16 protein-coding genes are annotated in these 17333 nt (G+C 72.8%); 5 read left to right on the top strand and 11 right to left on the bottom strand.

The genetic code is table 11. From position 1 onward, the window contains the following. The first annotated feature begins 17 nt into the window (after positions 1-17). Positions 18-1619: a phytoene desaturase family protein gene (locus GA0070624_RS11500; protein ID WP_091340088.1), complete on the top strand. Its 1602-nt coding sequence runs from the start codon at positions 18-20 to the stop codon at positions 1617-1619. 83 nt (positions 1620-1702) lie between these two features. Here GA0070624_RS11500 and GA0070624_RS11495 read toward each other — a convergent pair whose 3' ends face one another. The 3 genes from GA0070624_RS11495 to GA0070624_RS11485 form a co-directional block, all read right to left on the bottom strand. Next, positions 1703-2329 carry a TMEM175 family protein gene (locus GA0070624_RS11495; RefSeq protein WP_091348620.1) on the bottom strand — a complete coding sequence of 209 codons (627 nt, stop codon included), beginning with the start codon at positions 2327-2329 and terminating at the stop codon, positions 1703-1705. A 201-nt stretch (positions 2330-2530) separates the two neighbouring features. Further along, positions 2531-4120, bottom strand: a complete 1590-nt coding sequence (locus tag GA0070624_RS11490) for a Rieske 2Fe-2S domain-containing protein (protein ID WP_091340087.1) — start codon at positions 4118-4120, stop codon at positions 2531-2533. 127 nt (positions 4121-4247) lie between these two features. Beyond that, complete coding sequence (locus tag GA0070624_RS11485) at positions 4248-5111, bottom strand: tetratricopeptide repeat protein (protein WP_091340084.1); 864 nt, start codon at positions 5109-5111, stop codon at positions 4248-4250. An 89-nt stretch (positions 5112-5200) separates the two neighbouring features. On the opposite strand from GA0070624_RS11485, the gene GA0070624_RS11480 reads away from it, so the two are divergent. Beyond that, positions 5201-5422: a DUF2631 domain-containing protein gene (locus GA0070624_RS11480; protein WP_091340081.1), complete on the top strand. Its 222-nt coding sequence runs from the start codon at positions 5201-5203 to the stop codon at positions 5420-5422. Positions 5423-5511: 89 nt separating this feature from the next. On the opposite strand, the gene GA0070624_RS11475 is transcribed toward GA0070624_RS11480, so the two are convergent. From GA0070624_RS11475 to GA0070624_RS11440, 8 genes are all read right to left on the bottom strand, one after another. Beyond that, a complete protein-coding gene (locus GA0070624_RS11475) occupies positions 5512-6543 on the bottom strand; it encodes a DivIVA domain-containing protein (protein WP_091340078.1) in 1032 nt (343 codons plus the stop codon). Between the two features lie 31 nt (positions 6544-6574). Further along, positions 6575-7723 carry a dual-specificity RNA methyltransferase RlmN gene (rlmN, locus tag GA0070624_RS11470; RefSeq protein ID WP_091340075.1) on the bottom strand — a complete coding sequence of 383 codons (1149 nt, stop codon included), beginning with the start codon at positions 7721-7723 and terminating at the stop codon, positions 6575-6577. Positions 7724-7827: 104 nt separating this feature from the next. Continuing rightward, on the bottom strand, positions 7828-9231 hold the full coding sequence (locus tag GA0070624_RS11465; protein ID WP_091340072.1) for a phosphatidate cytidylyltransferase: 1404 nt from the start codon (positions 9229-9231) through the stop codon (positions 7828-7830). Positions 9232-9494: 263 nt separating this feature from the next. Next, positions 9495-10052 carry a ribosome recycling factor gene (frr, locus tag GA0070624_RS11460; protein ID WP_091340068.1) on the bottom strand — a complete coding sequence of 186 codons (558 nt, stop codon included), beginning with the start codon at positions 10050-10052 and terminating at the stop codon, positions 9495-9497. 77 nt (positions 10053-10129) lie between these two features. Beyond that, entirely contained in the window at positions 10130-10897 is a 768-nt protein-coding gene (pyrH, locus tag GA0070624_RS11455) for a UMP kinase (protein ID WP_091340066.1), read from the bottom strand. A gap of 163 nt (positions 10898-11060) precedes the next feature. Then, on the bottom strand, positions 11061-11915 hold the full coding sequence (gene tsf / locus GA0070624_RS11450) for a translation elongation factor Ts (RefSeq protein WP_091340063.1): 855 nt from the start codon (positions 11913-11915) through the stop codon (positions 11061-11063). Positions 11916-12046: 131 nt separating this feature from the next. After that, positions 12047-12874 carry a 30S ribosomal protein S2 gene (gene rpsB, locus GA0070624_RS11445; protein ID WP_091340060.1) on the bottom strand — a complete coding sequence of 276 codons (828 nt, stop codon included), beginning with the start codon at positions 12872-12874 and terminating at the stop codon, positions 12047-12049. A gap of 316 nt (positions 12875-13190) precedes the next feature. Further along, a complete protein-coding gene (locus GA0070624_RS11440) occupies positions 13191-13952 on the bottom strand; it encodes a hypothetical protein (protein WP_245718747.1) in 762 nt (253 codons plus the stop codon). A 228-nt stretch (positions 13953-14180) separates the two neighbouring features. Here GA0070624_RS11440 and GA0070624_RS11435 point away from each other — a divergent pair, with 228 nt between their 5' ends. From GA0070624_RS11435 to GA0070624_RS11425, 3 genes are read left to right on the top strand one after another with little or no spacing between them, the layout of a single operon-like run. Continuing rightward, entirely contained in the window at positions 14181-14540 is a 360-nt protein-coding gene (locus tag GA0070624_RS11435; protein ID WP_091340053.1) for a YraN family protein, read from the top strand. Positions 14541-14555: 15 nt separating this feature from the next. Next, a complete protein-coding gene (locus GA0070624_RS11430; protein WP_091340050.1) occupies positions 14556-16076 on the top strand; it encodes a YifB family Mg chelatase-like AAA ATPase in 1521 nt (506 codons plus the stop codon). Then, on the top strand, positions 16073-17314 hold the full coding sequence (locus tag GA0070624_RS11425) for a DNA-processing protein DprA (protein WP_091340047.1): 1242 nt from the start codon (positions 16073-16075) through the stop codon (positions 17312-17314). The genes GA0070624_RS11430 and GA0070624_RS11425 overlap by 4 nt, the downstream gene beginning before the upstream one ends. The last annotated feature ends 19 nt before the right edge of the window (positions 17315-17333 follow it).

Here is a 17333-nt window from a genome sequence, read left to right as displayed (position 1 = left end):
CACTAGGCTGCCCGGGCATGAGCGAAGCGAATGAGCTGCCGTCCCGCGCCGACGTCGTGATCATCGGGTCCGGGCACAACGGCCTGGTCTCGGCGATCCTGCTGGCCCGCGCCGGCCTGGAGGTGCTGGTGCTGGAGGCTGCGGAGGTGATCGGCGGCGCCACCCGCACCGAGACCCCGTTCCCGAAGGTCCCCGGGCTGCGCCACTCCACCGGGTCGTACCTGCTCGGGCTGATGCAGCCGGAGCTGCTCGCCACGCTGGACGTGCAGATCCCGGTGCTGCGCCGCGACCCGCACTACTTCCTGCCTACGCCGGGCGGGCCCGGCACGCCGTACCTGCTCTTCGGCAGCGACACGGCGACCAGCCGGGAACAGCTCGCAAAGTTCTTCTCCCCCGCCGACGTGGCCGCCGACGACGCCCTCCAGGCTGAGCTGGCCGCGCTGCGCGAGGACCTCGCACCGGCCTGGCTGGCCGAGCCGCTGCCGGTGGAGGAGACCGCCGAGCGGTACATCCGCCCGGCGCTGCGCCAGGTTTTCGTCGACATGGTCCGCGGCTCGGTCGCCGACTACCTGGCCCGCTTCGACTTCCGTTCCGAGCTGCTGGTCAGCATGTACGCGGTCACCGACGGCATCTCCGGGCTGAACGCCGGCCCGGACGACCCGGGAACCGGGCACAACTTCCTGGCGCACAACATGTGCCGGCTGCCCGGCTCCGGCGGGACCTGGATGATCGCCGAGGGCGGGATGGGGACCGTCTCGCAGACCTTTGCCGAGGCCGCCCGGAAGGCCGGCGCGACCATCCTCACCGGCACGCCGGTCACGGCGATCACCCTGGACGGTGACGCGGCGAGCGGCGTGGTCCTCGGCGACGGCCGGGAGGTCGCCACTCCGGTGGTGCTCGGCGCGTGCGACCCGTACCGGCTGATGGACCTGCTGCCCGACGGCGCGCTCCCGGCCCCGCTCCGCGAGCGGATGGCGGCGGTCCGCCGCCCCGGCACCACGCTCAAGCTCAACCTGGCGCTGACCGGGCTGCCCCACTTCTCCTGCCTGCCCAAGCAAGCGCCGAGCCCGTTCGGCTCCACGATTCACCTGCTCCCCGGCTCGGCGTCGCTGGTGGGCGCGGGCGGCGAGTCGCCGATGACCGCGCTGCGCGCGATGTGGGCCGACGTGCAGGCCGGGCGGCTGCCCGAGGAGCCGACCATCGAGTGGTACCTGCACACCACCGTCGACCCGTCGCTGTCCGACCCGGCAGGGCACCACTCGTCGGCGCTCTTCGTCCAGTCGGTTCCCTACGAGCTGGCCGGTACGACCTGGGACGAGGCGCTCCCCGGCTACGTCGAGAAGCTGATCGCCATCTGCGAGCGGTACGCACCCGGCACCGGCGACCTGATCGCCGACGCCGTGCCGCTGCCCCCGCCCGGCATCGAGGCGCACTTCGGCATCACCGGTGGCCACATCCACCACGTGGACAACACCGTCTCGTTCACCGACCGGATGCCGTACGCCACCGGCATCGACGGCGTGTACGCGGGCAGCGCCGGCTGCCACCCGGCCGGCAGCGTCATCGGCGCCGCGGGCCACAATGCCGCCCACCGCGTCCTCGCCGACCTCGGCCGCTGACCCCACCCCCGCTCCCCGCGGTCGTGCCCGCTCGGCCCGTCCTCCGCGCAATACGCCGGGCCGGGTCGGGCACGACCGCGGGGTCAGGCGGGGGTGGTGTAGGAGGGCAGGTCGCCGGGGCCGCGGATCAGGTAGAGGCCGACCAGGAGGAGGTAGGCGAACAGGCTGAGGACCGGGTCGATGAAGACGACGGCGAAGGCGATCAGGTAGAGCAGCGGGCCGACGCGGAGCCGGCGGGCCACCGCCTTCGCCAGCCCCGGGTCCAGGTCGGGGTTGAGCAGGTGCCGCCGGCGGGCCCACCACCAGCTCAGGTTGAAAAAAAGCGCTTGGCCGAGCACGGTGCCGACGTAGAGCGCGCCGGTCAGCCGCTGCTCGGTCGCGCTGCCGCGCACATTGTCCGAGAGCAGGTCGGCGGTGAACGGGATCGCGGCGACGAAGAGCAGCAGGAGCAGGTTGAACACCAGCAGCGTCTGGTCGACCCGGACCACATACCGCCAGACGTTGTGGTGGGTGAGCCAGACCTGGCCGGCGATCGCGAAGGTGATCACATACGCCAGGTAGGACGGCCAGGCCTGGGAGAGGGCATCGGGAAGCTCCCTTCCGCCCACCCGGGCCGGGCCGTACTGGAGCAGTTCGACGGCCATCACCGTCAGTACAACCGCGAAGATCCCGTCGCTGAACGTCTCCACCCGGGAAGGGTCCCGGGCCATCTCCCGGTCCCGCCGGTACTTGTACGCCCTCTCCTGGTCGTCTGCCCCCGTCACGCCCCGCCCCGCTCTCGCTGGTGTCCGGTCGGTGCCGGCCTGCGGCGTTCGCCACCCTCCACTGCATCGTGGCGCACAGCGGGGGCCACGCGGGCGCGGATGCTGGGTGCGGCCGGAGCGCTACATCCGCGCGCCCCGGCCGGGTCGTCAGCTGGCCGCCTCGCCGGCCGGGGCCGGGGTCTCGGCGTCGGCGCGGTGGGCGCGGATCTTGTGGCCGACGCTGGTCAGGCAGCGGCCGCTGGACAGGTCGAACCGCCAGCCGTGCAGCTGGCAGGTGAGCTGCTCGCCCTCGATGACGCCGAACCGGCTCAGATCCGCCTTGAGGTGCGGGCAGCGCCGCTGCACCACCCAGTCCCCGAGGGTGATGTCCTCCGCGTCGACGGCCCGCTCGTGCTCGTCGTACCAGCCCTCGGAGTACTGCAGCCGCTCCTCGGAGAGGCACTTGAAGAAGGAGTAGACGAACTCGTTGTACTGGCCGATCCGGGCCGCGGAGAAGCGGCAGGAGAGGAAGAGCGAGTTGACCCAGTCCACCTCGCCGAGGTGCAGCAGGTGCTCGATCATCGCCCGCTCGGTGCGGAACCGGTAGCGCACCTTCTCGTCGGCGTACGGCCGCACCTGCTTGCCCGGGAAGTCCACCACGATAGATTCAATCGTCTCGCCGCCCGAGCTGTCGGTGCCGACCAGGTCGAAGCGGACCGGGCCGCCGACCCCCTTGGCGATGTAGATCGACTCGTCCAGCAGCGGCTCGATCCGCCGCTTCATCTCCTTGAGCACATCGATCTCGGGGTGCCGCCAGGACGCCTTCTCCGCCTCGATGATCGGGCGCTTGCGCTCCCGCATCTCCTCCAGGTGGGCGACCTTGTTGGCGAAGAACTCCTCCACCGGCACCGGGTGCGTGGTGGTCGCCCCCTCGGTGGTGATCTCCGTGACGCTGCCCGGCAGCAGCACGATCCCGTTGGTGCCGCCGACCTTGGCGTACTCGGAGATGAAGACCGACTGGTCTGGGAAGATGTTGCCCTCGTCGCCATGGATGTCGTTGAACTGCCACAGCCCATCGTCGAGGAAGCAGGGCGGCCCGGCGATCGGGAAGACGTGGTCGGCCTTCAGGTCGTCGATGTAGCGCCAGGTCCGGTCGAACTGCCGGTCCCGCTTCTGCTTGCCGAACGCGGTCTTCGCCGCCTGCGGCAGCTCGTAGACCATCGGGTACCAGATCGCGCCGGAGAACTGCAGCATGTGCGCGTGCACGTGGCCCAGCTCGGCGAAGACGCTCAGGTCGGTCGGGCGGGCGTCGTTCTGGTTGAGCAGCCGTACGCCGTCGTACTCCACCCACAGCGACGAGTCACCGATCGGGCCGTCGGTCGGGCTGGTCAGCGCCTGGATCATGATCTTCAGGCCGCCGCGCAGCTCCACCACCTGCTCGTTCGGCGCCCTGAGGAACCTGGTGAAGCCCAGCTCCCGCAGCTCGTCCTCCATCTCCGAGGTGGGGAACTCGGGGAGCAGGACGGTCGCGTCCTTCGACACGAAGTCACGCAGGTGCTTCGCGTCGAAGTGGTCGCGGTGCAGGTGGGAGACGTACAGGTAGTCAACCTGCCCGAGGGACTCCCAGTCGAGCTGGGAGTTGTCGGGGAAGGGGAACCACGAGGCGAAGTAGGCGGGATTGACCCACGGGTCGCACAGGATGCTGCCCGCGGCCGTGTCGATCCGCATGCTGGCGTGTCCCGTACCGGTCACTCGCACCGCAGTCCCCCTCAAGAAGGCAATCAAGGCGTACGTGAAGACGCTACCGGAGGCAGTGTGGTCGCCGACCCGCGACGGCGGTAGTGCCCTTCCGCCCCGCCGGAGACGGGTCCAACGGCCCCGGCGCTCAGGCCCCGGCCGGCCCCGTCCAGCGCCGCCGCGCCGGCGCGGCGGAGCGCCAGCGCTCCATCAGGCCTGGGATCTCGTCGACCGGGGCGGCGAGGTTCACCCCCTGCTCGCCGCCGACCTCGTGCTGAGCGTTCTGGGACACCCGGCCCTCGCTGCAGCAGGAGCAGATCATCCGGACCCCGCTCGACGGCTCGGCCGCGTAGCCGTGCGCGTCGAAGAGTGCGGCCAGGGCCCGCACGTCCTCGGCGTCGCCGACCACCGTCAGCGACGAGGTGGGCAGCTCGGACGCCCGGAACAACAGCAGTTCGTCGAAGACGGAGTACGTCCGGCCAGCGACCTCCCGCTCCCCGTTCGGGGCCCCGTCGTGCACCACGATCTCGCCGAACCGGCGCCCCGACTCCGGCGTCGGCACGTTCAGCACCCGCGCGCGGGCCGGACAGAGCCGCAGCGCCCAGACCACCTCGCCGCCGCTGCCCGGGTTCAGCCGGACCGGGGTGACCCCGTAGTCGCCCATGATCTCGCCGTCGCCGTCGGGGACCGTCAGGCCGTAGCCCCGCCAGGCGTTCCGGGCCGTGGCCCAGTCCTCCATGATCGTGGCCGCGATGCCGAGGTTCCAGAACGCCGGGTCCTGGGTGCCGGGCTCAGCCCGCGCCGCCGCCTCCCGGCCCAGCTCGTCCGCCTTCGCCCAGTTACGCAGGAACTTGTGGGCCAGCGCCGCGTCGTACCACCAGACCCCGGCCCGAGAATGGTCCGGATACCGCCGCGCCAACCGCTCCAGCAACTCACCGGCCACCGGCCAGTCCTCCGCGTCCCACGCCTGGTACGCCCTCTTGAGCAGTTCGCGGTCGTCCGCGCGGGTCATGCGTCCCCCATCAGGTCGGACCCTGCGCCGTGCCCGGCACGGGGCGTGCCAGACTAACCGGAGATCCGATCGCGAGGGAAGGACCGACAGTGGCAGGAAGCGAGCCGGTAACCGCGCCAGATCAGCACAAGCCCGGACACCGCAGGTCCGGACGGATCGGCGCGGTGCTCACCGCGCTGGCGCTGTTGGCGATGCTCTGCGGCAACCACCAGGGCAAGGTCGAGGACATCTGGCTGGTCGGGATCGCCGTGCTGCTGCTGGCCATCGTCATCGGCGACGTGGTGCTGCGCCGCAACGGCCTGCGGTCCTGACCTGCGGCAGACCGGCCCCGGTCGAGCGCCGACAGGAACGCACGAGGGCCCGCCCCCGGTCGGGGGCGGGCCCTCGTCGTCCTACCAGCTCAGCGGCCGAAGAGGATGTCCTGCACGTCCTTGAGCGCGGCGTCGACCTCGGCCTCGAAATAGCCGCCCTGCACCAGGCCGAAGCGCAGGGTGTCCAGGTCCTTCGGGTGGACCGGCATCGGGTTGCGGCCCTGCATGCCGCCGAGCAGGCTCTCGAAGAACCGGTCGACCTGGTCCGGGTCGTACCCGCTGCCGAAGCGACGCACCTGGAAGCTGCGACGGATCTGGTCCACCCGGTAGAGGTCGCTGCCGGGCGGCCCGGCCATCGGGGGGCCGACCATCGGCGGACCGCCCACGGGCGGGCCGGCCATCGGCGGGCCGGCCATCGCGGGGCCACCGCCCATGCCCTGCTGCGGCAGGTGCGGCGGACCGGCCGGGCCACCGCCGCGCAGGTCCCGATCGGGCATCCGCATCTCGGCGGTCATGTCCGGCCGGCCGTGCCGGCCGGCCTCGAACCCGTCGAAGCGCTGCTCGTCCGGGCCGTACCCGCCCGGGCCCGGCGGCAGGCCGCGCGACGGCGGGCCGCCGTGGCCCATCGGGGCGCCCGGTCCCATCGGGCCGGGGCCGCCCGGGCCGCGTGGGGCGTCGTAGCCGCCGCGAGGACCGTCGTACCCGCCGGCGAAGGCGCCGGTCGGCTCGTCGTACCTGCCGTAGGGCGGGCCGGCCTGCGCCGGCATGGCCCGGGGCGGCATCGGCGGCTGCGGCACCGGCGAGAGACCGCGGTCGTCCCGCATCGGGGGGCCGAGCCGATCGGCCATCCGAGGGTCGCCGCCCCGACCGCCGGGGCCGCGCTCCTCCAGCTCGGCGAGCTGCCGCTCGACGCGGTCCAGGTGCAGGTCGACCTGCCACTCGTCATAGCCGTTGAAGCGGACCCGGAAGACGACGTCGTGGACCTCCTGGGAGGCCACGGGGGCGCCGATCGGCTGGCCGGCAAGTGTCGCCTCGACCCGGTCCAGGAAGGCGTCCACCTCGTCGACCTTGTATCCCCGGCGGAGCGCCTTGCGCCGGAAACGCTGACCCTGACTCGCCACTATGTCTCCTGGTCTCGTTCGCTACGCCCGGTCACGCCGTTGCTTCGCGCGGCGGGTCGGTGTCCCTGTCCTCGGCGGCAGCGAGCTGCCCACACGCGCCGTCGATCTCGCGTCCCCGGGTGTCCCGCACCGTGGTCGACACCCCGGCGTCGCGCAACCGCCGGACGAACTCCCGCTCGACCGGCTTCGGGCTCGCGTCCCAGCGGCTGCCCGGAGTCGGGTTGAGCGGGATGAGATTCACGTGGGCAAGCTTGCCGGCCAGCAGCCGCCCGAGCAGATCGGCTCTCCACGGCTGGTCGTTCACGTCCTTGATCATCGCGTACTCGATCGACACGCGACGCCCCGTCCGAGCCGCGTAGTCCCATGCCGCGTCCAGCACCTCGGACACCTTCCAGCGCTGGTTGACCGGGACGAGTTCGTCGCGCAAGTCATCATCGGGGGCGTGCAGCGACAACGCAAGAGTCACTGAGAGGTCTTCGCTGGCCAGTCGGCGGATGGCCGGAACCAGGCCCACCGTGGAAACGGTGATGTGCCGCTGGGACAGGCCGAGCCCCTCCGGGGCCGGGGCGACCAGCCGGCGGATCGCCGCGATGACCCGCGTGTAGTTGGCCAGCGGCTCGCCCATGCCCATGAAGACCACGTGGGACAGGCGCGGCGGCGAACCGGCCACCGCGCCGGAGGCGGCCACGCCGGCGAGGTAGACCGCTTGGTCGACGATCTCGGCGGTGGAGAGGTTGCGGGTCAGCCCGGCCTGGCCGGTGGCGCAGAACGGGCAGGCCATGCCGCAGCCGGCCTGGCTGGAGATGCAGACGGTGACCCGGTCCGGGTAGCCCATCAGCACGCTCTCCACCAGCGAGCCGTCGTGCAGCCGCCAGAGCGCCTTGCGGGTGGCGCCGTCGTCGCAGGCCAGCTCGCGCACCGGGGTGAGCAGGGTGGGCAGCAGCGATTCGGCCAGCCGCTCCCGGGTGGCGGCCGGCAGGTCGGTCATCTGCGCGGGATCACGGACCAACCGGCCGAAGTAGTGGTTGGAGACCTGCTTGGCGCGGAACGCCGGCTCCCCCAGCTCGGCGACGAGCGCCTGCCGCCCCGGCAGGTCCAGGTCGGCAAGGTGCCGGGGAGGCATCGCGGGCCGGCGGCCGCGGGCGTCGGGGTCTACGGAGATCAAGGGCAGGCTCGTCATAGCGCGTCCAGTCTGACACGCCAGGAGCGGAGCGCAGCCGTCCGTAGGTGCCGAATCGGCCCCGACCGCGCGGAGGACTCGGGCCCACGGACGTGATTCATGCCTCAGTTCACCACCGGCACGAAGACCGCCAGCAGCAGGTACGCGGTCGGCACGGCGAAGAGGATCGAGTCGAGCCGGTCCATCAGGCCACCGTGCCCGGGGAGCAGGTTGCTCATGTCCTTCACCCCGAGGTCCCGCTTGATCATCGATTCGGCGAGGTCGCCGACGACCGCCGCGCAGGAGATCGCCACCCCGAAGATGGCACCCCACCACAGTGGCACGTGGAAGAGCAGCCAGATCAGCACGGCACTGCCGGCGGCCGCCGCCGTGACCGAACCGGCGAAGCCCTCCCAGGACTTCTTCGGGCTGATCGAGGGTGCCATCGGGTGCTTGCCGAACGCGACGCCGGCCGCGTACCCGCCGGTGTCGGAGAGGACCACGGCGACCAGGGTCACCAGCACCCGCAGGTGCCCGTCCCCGGGGACGGCGGCCAGCATCGCCGCGAAGCCGCCGAGGAACGGCACGTAGACCGCGATCAGGGTGGCCGCGGTCAGGTCGCGTTGATAGTTGCCCGGGCCGTCGCCCAGCCGCCAGATCATCGTGCCGAGCACGGTGACGAGCAGACCGAGGCTCAGCGCGTCCGGGCCGGCGAACCAGGCCAGCCCCACGGTGAGCACGCCGCCGGCGATCAGCGGCACCAGCGGCGGGTGCGCGCCGCCGCGGCGGACCGCCCGGGACATCTCCCAGGTGCCGACCGCCACGGCCGCGGCGATCACGCCGAGGAACGCCGGCCGGTAGAAGAAGAGCGGCACCAGGATCGCCGCGCCGAGGGCCAGTCCGACCGCGATGGCGGCCGGCAGGTTACGCCCGGCGCGGCCGGTCGGGGCCTGCTGGGTGGCCGGCCGGTCGGCGCTGGCCCGGCGTCGGCCGCGCTGGCGCCGGCCCGGCGGCCGCTCCGGCTCCGGGTCCGGCTCCGCCCGCACCGGCGCGATCTGGGCGGTCGGGTACTCGTCGTCCCGCGCGTCCGGGTGGGCCCGGCCCGGCTCGCCCCAGAAGCGGTCCTGACCCGGGTGGCCCGGGGTCTCGTCCCGGCCGGGATACCACCGGTCGTCGCGGCCGCCGTTCCGGTATCCCCGGTCGTTGTGGTCCCGGCCCGGAGGCCCGTCGCCGGGACCAGGTCGCTCGTCGTACGGGCCGGGTCGTCGGCCGTGCGGCGCGGCGTACCGGTCGTCGTCCGGCCGGGGCCGGGCATACGGGTCGCCGGTCGGGCGGACGCGCGGGTCGGCGTACGGGTTGGCCGTGGGCCGGGGGCGGCCATGCGGATCGGCGTACAACTCGGGGTTGTCGCCCGGTCGCCGCCACGGCCCCGGTCCGGGCTCAGGCTCCGGCCAGGGCGGCGCGGACGGGCGGTCCGGCCGGTCCCAGCCGTGCGGCTCGGTGCCGCCGTAGGGGTCGAGGTGGGACATCACGCACCGAGCGGAGCCGGTACGAGTTCCACCACATGACGCAAGACCAAGACATTCCCCTACAGGCGCGACTGTTCCGGTTGACCGGCCCGACGGCCGGCCGATCCCCGCCGTTCATTCGGTGGTGGTCGGGAATCGTGCCGAGCCTACTGCACCCGGGAACCCGGCACGGCGGACGATGGCCCCGGACGACGAAGGCACCGGCGTTCCACCACCTCGGAAGGCGGCGGCACACCGGTGCCACGGCAGGTCGTCGTGCGGGCTCAGACCTCGAGCAGCTCGTTCTCCTTGTGCTTGACCAGCTCGTCGACGGTCGCGACGAAGCGGTGGGTCAGGTCGTCGAGGTCCTTCTCGGCGCGGCGGCCCTCGTCCTCGCCCACCTCGCCGTCCTTGACCAGCCGGTCCAGCTCCTCCTTGCCCTTGCGGCGGATGTTGCGGATCGCCACCTTGGCCTCCTCACCCTTGTGCCGGGCGACCTTGATCATCTCGCGGCGGCGCTCCTCGGTCATCTGCGGGAGCAGGATGCGCAGCTGGTTGCCCTCGTTGTTCGGGTTGACGCCGAGGTCGGAGTCGCGGATCGCCTTCTCCATGGCGTTGATCTGCGAGTTGTCGTACGGCTTGATGATCACCATGCGCGGCTCGGGGATCGCGATGGACGCCATCTGGGGCAGCGGCGTGGGGCTGCCGTAGTAGTCGATGACGACCTTGGAGAACATGGCGGCATTGGCGCGACCGGTGCGGATGGCGCCGAACTCCTCCTTGGCGTGCTCGATGGCACGCTCCATCTTCTCCTCGGCCTCGAGGAGGGTGTCGTCGATCACCGGTCTCCTCGCCTCCTTCTGTTGCTCGTCGTGGGCTCTGTGTCGTTTCGGAGGACCGCTGCCGTCGGCAGGGCCGGTCAGGCGGTGATCAGAGTGCCGATCTTCTCACCGCCGACGGCCCGGACGATGGTGTCGTCGCCCTGCGCGCCGAAGACCAGCATCGGCAGGCCGTTCTCCATGCAGAGGCTGAACGCCGCGGCGTCGGCCACCCGCAGGTTTCGGCGCAGCGCCTCGGAGAAGGTGATCGAGTCCAGCTTGCGGGCCGTGGGGTCGACCCGGGGGTCGGCGGTGTACACCGCGTCCACGCCGTTCTTGCTCATCAGCACCACGTCCGCGCGGATCTCCAGCGCCCGCTGGGCGGCGACCGTGTCGGTGGAGAAGTACGGCATGCCGGCGCCGGCGCCGAAGATCACCACGCGGCCCTTCTCCAGGTGCCGGATCGCCCGCAGCGGGATGTACGGCTCGGCGACCTGGGCCATGGTGATCGCCGTCTGCACCCGGGTCTCGATGCCCTCCTTCTCCAGGAAATCCTGGAGGGCGAGGCAGTTCATCACCGTGCCGAGCATGCCCATGTAGTCGGCCCGGGCCCGGTCCATGCCGCGCTTCTGCAGCTCGGCGCCGCGGAAGAAGTTGCCGCCACCGACCACCACGGAGACCTGCACGCCGCGCCGGACCACGGTGGCGATCTGCCGGGCGATGGCCTGTACGACGTCCGGGTCGACGCCGATCGCGCCGCCGCCGAAGACCTCGCCGGAGAGCTTCAGCACCACCCGGCGAGCCCGGCCGGGCGGTGGGGCGGTCGGATCATCCGCCGCCAGGCTCCGGTCACTCACAACCTGCGTCATCCGACCCGCCCTTCCAGTCGCGCACCTCGCGTGCGCCGCGTACCGCATACCTGCCGCTGCCGACCCTATGCGACGAGGAGGCCGCGGTGCCTGTCATGTACACCGGCGGCCTCCTCGTCGACGTTCCATGCCCACGAACGCGTCATGCGCCCGATCTGGCGGCTCAGGCCTGGCCGACCTCGAACCGCAGGAAGCCGGTCACCTCGATGCCGGCCTCGGCCAGCACCTGCTTCACCGTCTTCTTGTTGTCGGCGACCGACGCCTGCTCGACCAGGACGAAGTCCTTGAAGAAGGCGTTCACCCGGCCCTCGACGATCTTCGGCAGCGCCGCCTCGGGCTTGTTCTCCTCGCGGGCGGTCTGCTCGGCGATGCGCCGCTCGGACTCGACGACCTCAGCCGGGACCTCGTCGCGGTTGAGGTACTTCGGCCGCATCGCGGCGATCTGCATGGCGACACCGCGGGCGTCCGAGTCGAAGGCCTCCTCGTCCGCCGTCGACCGGCCGGCGCTCGCCGGGGCGGCGGTGTACTCGACCAGCACGCCGACGGCCGGCGGCAGGTCCTGGCTCTTGCGGTGCAGGTAGACGGCGGTGTTGCCGTCCAGCCGGGCGAACCGGTTGAGCACGAGCTTCTCGCCGATCTTGGCGGACTGCTCCTGGATCAGGTCGGCGACCGGCTTGCCGTCGATGCTGCTGGCCAGCAGCTCCTCGGCGGTCCGCAGGCCGCTGCGCTCGCCGTGCTCGACCAGCTGCTGCGCCAGTGCGATGAAGGCGTCGTTCTTGGCGACGAAGTCGGTCTCGCAGTTGAGCTCGAGCAGCGACTTGCCGGAGTGCGCGATCAGGCCGTTGGCGGCGGTGCGGCCGGCCCGCTTGCCGACGTCCTTGGCGCCCTTGACGCGCAGGATCTCGATGGCCTTGTCGAAGTCGCCCTCGGCCTCGGTCAGCGCCTTCTTGGAGTCCATCATGCCGGCGCCAGTGAGGTCGCGGAGCTTCTTGACGTCCGCGGCGGTGAAGTTGGACATGACTCTCTCTTCGGTGTTGAGACTGCGGTGGGATGGTCTGGCTGCCGGGTTACCCGGATCCGGGCGGATTGTGCCCGGCGGATCCGCCGCGCCCCGCCGCCCGTGAAAACGGACGGCGGGACGCGGTGCGATCACTCCGCGGTGGCGGTCGCCGGCTGCTCCTCGGCCTTCTTCGGCTCCTCCAGCAGCTCGCGCTCCCACTCGGCCAGCGGCTCGTCGGCGCCGACCTGACCCGGCTCCGGCTTCTCCTCGGCGCCCCGGCGACGGCCGGAGCGGGCGATCAGACCGTCGGCGACGGCGGCGGCCACGACCTTGGTCAGCAGCTCGGCCGAGCGGATGGCGTCGTCGTTGCCCGGGATCGGGAAGTCGACCTCGTCCGGGTCGCAGTTGGTGTCGAGCACGGCGATCACCGGGATGCCCAGCTTGCGGGCCTCGTCGACGGCGATGTGCTCCTTCTTGGTGTCGACCACCCAGACCGCGGCCGGGAGCTTCTGCATGTCCCGCAGGCCACCGAGGGTGCGGGTCAGCTTGTCCTTCTCGCGGGAGAGCTGCAGGGTCTCCTTCTTGGTGTAACCGGCGGCGGTGCCGCTCAGGTCACCCAGGGCCTCCAGCTCCTTCATCCGCTGCAGCCGCTTGTACACCGTCTGGAAGTTGGTCAGCATGCCGCCGAGCCAGCGGTGGTTGACGTACGGCTGGCCGACCCGGGTCGCCTGCTCGGAGATGGCCTCCTGGGCCTGCTTCTTGGTGCCGACGAAGAGGATGGTGCCGCCCTCGGCCACGGTGTTGCGCACGAAGTCGTACGCCTTCTCGATGTAGTCGAGGGTCTGGCGCAGGTCGATGATGTAGATACCGTTGCGCTCGGTGAAGATGAAGCGCTTCATCTTCGGGTTCCAGCGCCGGGTCTGGTGCCCGAAGTGGACACCGCTCTCGAGCAGCTGGCGCATGGTCACGACGGCCATGGTGGGGTACTCCTTGCGATCCCTGGTTGTCCCGCCCGGCCGGCGGCCGGGCGTCCTGGCGCCCGGTCGCCGGCCGTGGCGGGCCCGACATGATCGGGACCAGGGAGGCCGTCGCCCCACGGGAAACCGTGGAAAGGGCGCGCGAGGTCGACCGCGCGAGGCGGTCGCCAGTTGACCAGTGTACGCCCCTGCTCTCCCCGCCAGCCCCCGGGTGGAAGGAAGGGCCACCTCCTGCCGCATTTCGCCCTAAAAGGGGCACCGCTGGACGACGGTGGGCGGTTGGTCGGCGCGGAACGGCCGGTGGGCCGGACGGCACTCAGCCGGCGGCGAGCGCGGCGGCCACGAAGAGCACCAGGCCGACGGTCAGGTACGCCGTCGGCGGGCGGAGCCAGCCGCGGGCGCCCTCGGCGAGGGCGAGCCCGCCGGTGCGCAGCCCGTACAGGCCGGCGGCGAAGATCGGCAGCCCGGCCACCAGGAAGGTGCCCACCACGACGTTGGGCGCCGAGACCGGGTCACCCACCAGCCCGTTGAGCAGGACCCGCACGGCGGGAAGCTCGAAGACCAGCACCAGCAGCGCCAGGAGCGCGGCCAGCGCCGGCCGCCGGGTCCGGTAGACGCCGTCGCCGGCCGCCGGGGCGTCCGGGCGCAGCGGGACCGCCGGCATCGGTCCGGTGGGCATCTCGAGCGGGTGCGGCATGGGGCCACCCGCCACCTCCGGCCCCGCCGTCGGGCCGGCCGGTCGGTCCCCGACGATGATCGGCGTCGGACCGGTGTGGGCCGGCTCGGCCGGGCGGGATGGCTCGACGATCGGGTAGCCACCACGGGGCCCGGGCCCCGCGTCGGGCACCCGGTCCGCGCCGAGCGGGTCGGCGGTTCCGAAGCGTCCCGAGTCGCCGTAACCGGCGGCGGCCGGGTCGGCGTGGCGGCCCACCTCGGAGCCGCCGCGCTGCTCCGGGATCCGGAAGTCGTCGTCGCGGTAGCGCGGGTCTCCCCCGCCGGTCCAGTCCGGCTCGCCGTACCCGCCGTCGCTCCAGCGCGACCCCTGCTGATCTTCGGGGAAGCTCCTACGTCCGTCCACGTCCGGCACCGTATGCGATCCGACTCCACGCGCGCCATCCGCCGGAAGGAGGCGCAACCGGTCGAGGCGGCACGAAGAGGACCATCATCGGTGCCCGATCCACGACGGCCGCCCGTCGGGTAGCACATCGCCAGCATGATCGTCGGCCCGTCCACAGGTCGCCCGGTTGTCCACAGATCCGGGCTCCGGGGCGGCCGGTCCGGCCCGGCGGGGCGCACCGTGGCCGCCATGACGAAGCAGAACCAGGCCGTCGGCGGGTACGGCGAGCGGTGCGCGATCCGGCACCTGATCGAGGCGGGACTGCGCCCGGTCGCCCGGAACTGGCGGTGCCCGGACGGAGAGATCGACATCATCGCCTGGGAGGGCGAGGTGCTCGCCTTCTGCGAGGTGAAGACGCGCCGTACGGGCGACTTCGGCAGCCCGGCCGAGGCGGTCGTACCGGCCAAGGCGCGCCGGCTGCGCGGCCTGGCCGCCCGGTGGCTGGCCGAGACCGGCACCACCGCCGACGAGGTGCGTTTCGACGTCCTCTCGGTCCACCTCTCCGGGGCCGGCGCGGCCCGGGTCGAGCATCTCAAGGGCGCGTTCTGAGATGGACGGCGCGGCATGAGCTACGCCAAGGTGCTCTGCGTGGGCCTGGTCGGGGTGACCGGGCACGTGGTGGAGGTGGAGGCCGACCTGGCGCCGGGACTGCCGGCCGTCGCCATCTCCGGCCTGCCCGACACCGCACTACACGAGGCCCGGGACCGGGTCCGCGCGGCGATCGTGAACTCCGGGCAGAAGTGGCCGAACCGCCGGATCACCCTCAACCTGCTGCCGGCCACCCTGCCCAAGTTCGGCTCCGCGTTCGACCTGGCCATCGCCACCGCGTTGCTCGGCGGCGCCGGGGAACTGCCGCTGCTGCCCCTGGAGCGGGTGGTGGTCCTCGGTGAGCTGGGGCTGGACGGCAGCGTTCGACCGGTCCGCGGTGTCCTGCCGATGGTGGCCGCCGCCGCCCGGGCCGGTCTGGAGCGGGTCATCGTGCCGGTCACCAACGCGGCCGAGGCGGCGGTGATCCCCGGCGTCCACGTCCGCGCGGTCGACACCCTGCACCGGCTGGTCAGCTACGTACGTGACGGCACACCGCTGCTGGAACCACCGGCCACCGGCCCGGCGCCGCGGGCGAGCGGGCCGGATCTGGCCGACGTGGCTGGCCAGGGGCTCGGCCGACGGGCGTTGGAGGTGACCGCGGCGGGCGGCCACCACCTCGCCCTGCTCGGGCCACCCGGCGCCGGCAAGACCATGCTGGCCGAGCGCCTTCCGTCGATCCTGCCGGAACTGGACGACGACGCCGCGCTGGAGGTCACCGCGCTGCACTCGATCGCCGGGCTCCTGCCCGGGGACGGGCGACTGCTGCGCCGTCCGCCGTTTCAGGCCCCACACCACACCGCCACCGTGCCGGCCCTGGTCGGTGGCGGTTCGGGGCTGGCCCGACCGGGCGCGGTGTCGCTCGCCCATCGTGGGGTGCTCTTTCTCGACGAGGCGCCCGAGTTCAGCAAGAGCGCGCTGGAGGCGCTGCGCCAGCCGCTGGAGCACGGCCGGATCCGGCTCGTCCGCACCCGGGGCGGCACGGAGTACCCGGCGGGGGTGCAGCTCGTGCTGGCGGCCAACCCCTGCCCGTGCGCGAAACCGGCCGGCGACACCCAGTGCGAGTGCAGCCCGTTGACCCGGCGGCGCTACCTGGGCCGGCTCTCCGGGCCTCTGCTGGACCGGATCGATGTGCAGGTGACCCTGCTGCCGGTGCGCGCGGCCGAGCTGATGGAGACGGGCGGGGCGAACGAGTCGTCGGCCACGGTCGAGGCCCGGGTGGCCAAGGCCCGCGCGGCGGCGGCCGGGCGGTGGGCCGCCATCGGCCGCCGGCTCAACGCCGAGATTCCCGGCCCGATTCTGCGCCGGGTGCCCTGGCGGTTGCCGGGCCGTGACACCGCCGAGCTTCGCGCGCGGCTGGACAGCGGGTCGCTGTCCGCCCGCGGCTTCGACCGGATCATCCGGGTGGCGTGGACGATCGCCGACCTGGACGGGCGGGACCGGCCGGATCAGGAGGACGTACGGGAGGCGATCGGACTGCGGACGGGAGAGGGAGCATGAACGTCGCCGAGAGGGCCGGCACGGAGGCACGCGCGGAGGACCGGCTGGCCCGGGTGGCGCTGACCTGGCTCACCGAACCGGGCACCTGGTCGGTGCACCGGCTGGTCGAGCGGCTCGGGGCGCCGGCCGCCCTGGCGCTGCTCCGCGATGGAGGTGCGCCGGAGGAGAAGCTGCGGGCCACGGTGGCCGCCCGCCTCACCGCCGGTGACCCACGGGTCGAGGCGGCGCGGGCGCTGGAGCGGGCGGACCGGCTCGGCGCGCGGGTCATCACGCCGGACGACGCCGAGTGGCCGATTCAACTCGAGGACCTGCGTCGACTCGCCCTGTCCGGCGCCAGCCGCCGGGTGGACACCGAGACCGCCCCCCCGCTCTGCTTCTGGGTACGCGGTGCCTGGCCGTTGGCCGAGGCGATGGAACGGTCGGTGGCGGTCGTCGGCGCCCGGGCCGCCACGCCGTACGGCGTGCACGTCGCCACCGAACTCGGGTACGGCCTGGCCGACCGGGAATGGGCCGTGGTCTCCGGGGGGGCGTTCGGCATCGACGCGGCCGCCCACCGCGGCGCGCTGAACTCCGGCGGGGTGACGGTGGCGGTGCTGGCCTGCGGGCTGGACCGCCCCTATCCGATGGGCAACACGGCGCTCTTCGACCGGATCGCCGAGACCGGTCTGCTGGTCAGCGAGTGGATGCCCGGCGAGGCGCCGCTGCGCCCCCGGTTCCTGATCCGGAACCGGGTGATCGCCGCCGCCACCCGGGGCAGCGTCCTGGTTGAGGCGTCAGCGCGGAGCGGGGCGACGCAGACCATGCGCCGCGCGCTGGCCATCGGCCGACCGGGGATGGTGGTGCCCGGTCCGGTCACGTCGGTCATGTCGGTCGGCGCCCACGAGCTGCTCCGGGACGAACCTGGGGCCCGCCTGGTCACCGGGGTCGCGCACGTGCTGGAGGAGGTGGGGCGGATCGGGGCCGACCTGGCCCCGCCGACCCGCGGCCCGCGGCGCCCCACCGACGAGCTCGACGACGAGGCGGCCCTGGTGCTGGAGTCACTGCCCCGCCGCGGTGTCCGATCCCCGGACGCCGTCGCCGCCCGGGCCGGGGTCAGCGTCCGGATCGCGCTGCGCAAGCTGTCCCTGCTGGAGGAGCTGGGGCTGGTGGTCCGCCGCGACGGCGGGTACGCCCTCGGCCCGCCATCGGATCGGGGTGCGGCTGATACGGAACCGGGAGGCCCTGCGGCACCCGAATGACGGTGGCGGACGTCGCCCG

It is taken from the genome of Micromonospora rhizosphaerae, from assembly GCF_900091465.1.
Lineage (GTDB): Bacteria > Actinomycetota > Actinomycetes > Mycobacteriales > Micromonosporaceae > Micromonospora > Micromonospora rhizosphaerae.
Note: the sequence above shows the minus strand (reverse complement) of the source record. Positions and strands in the feature narration are given on the sequence as shown.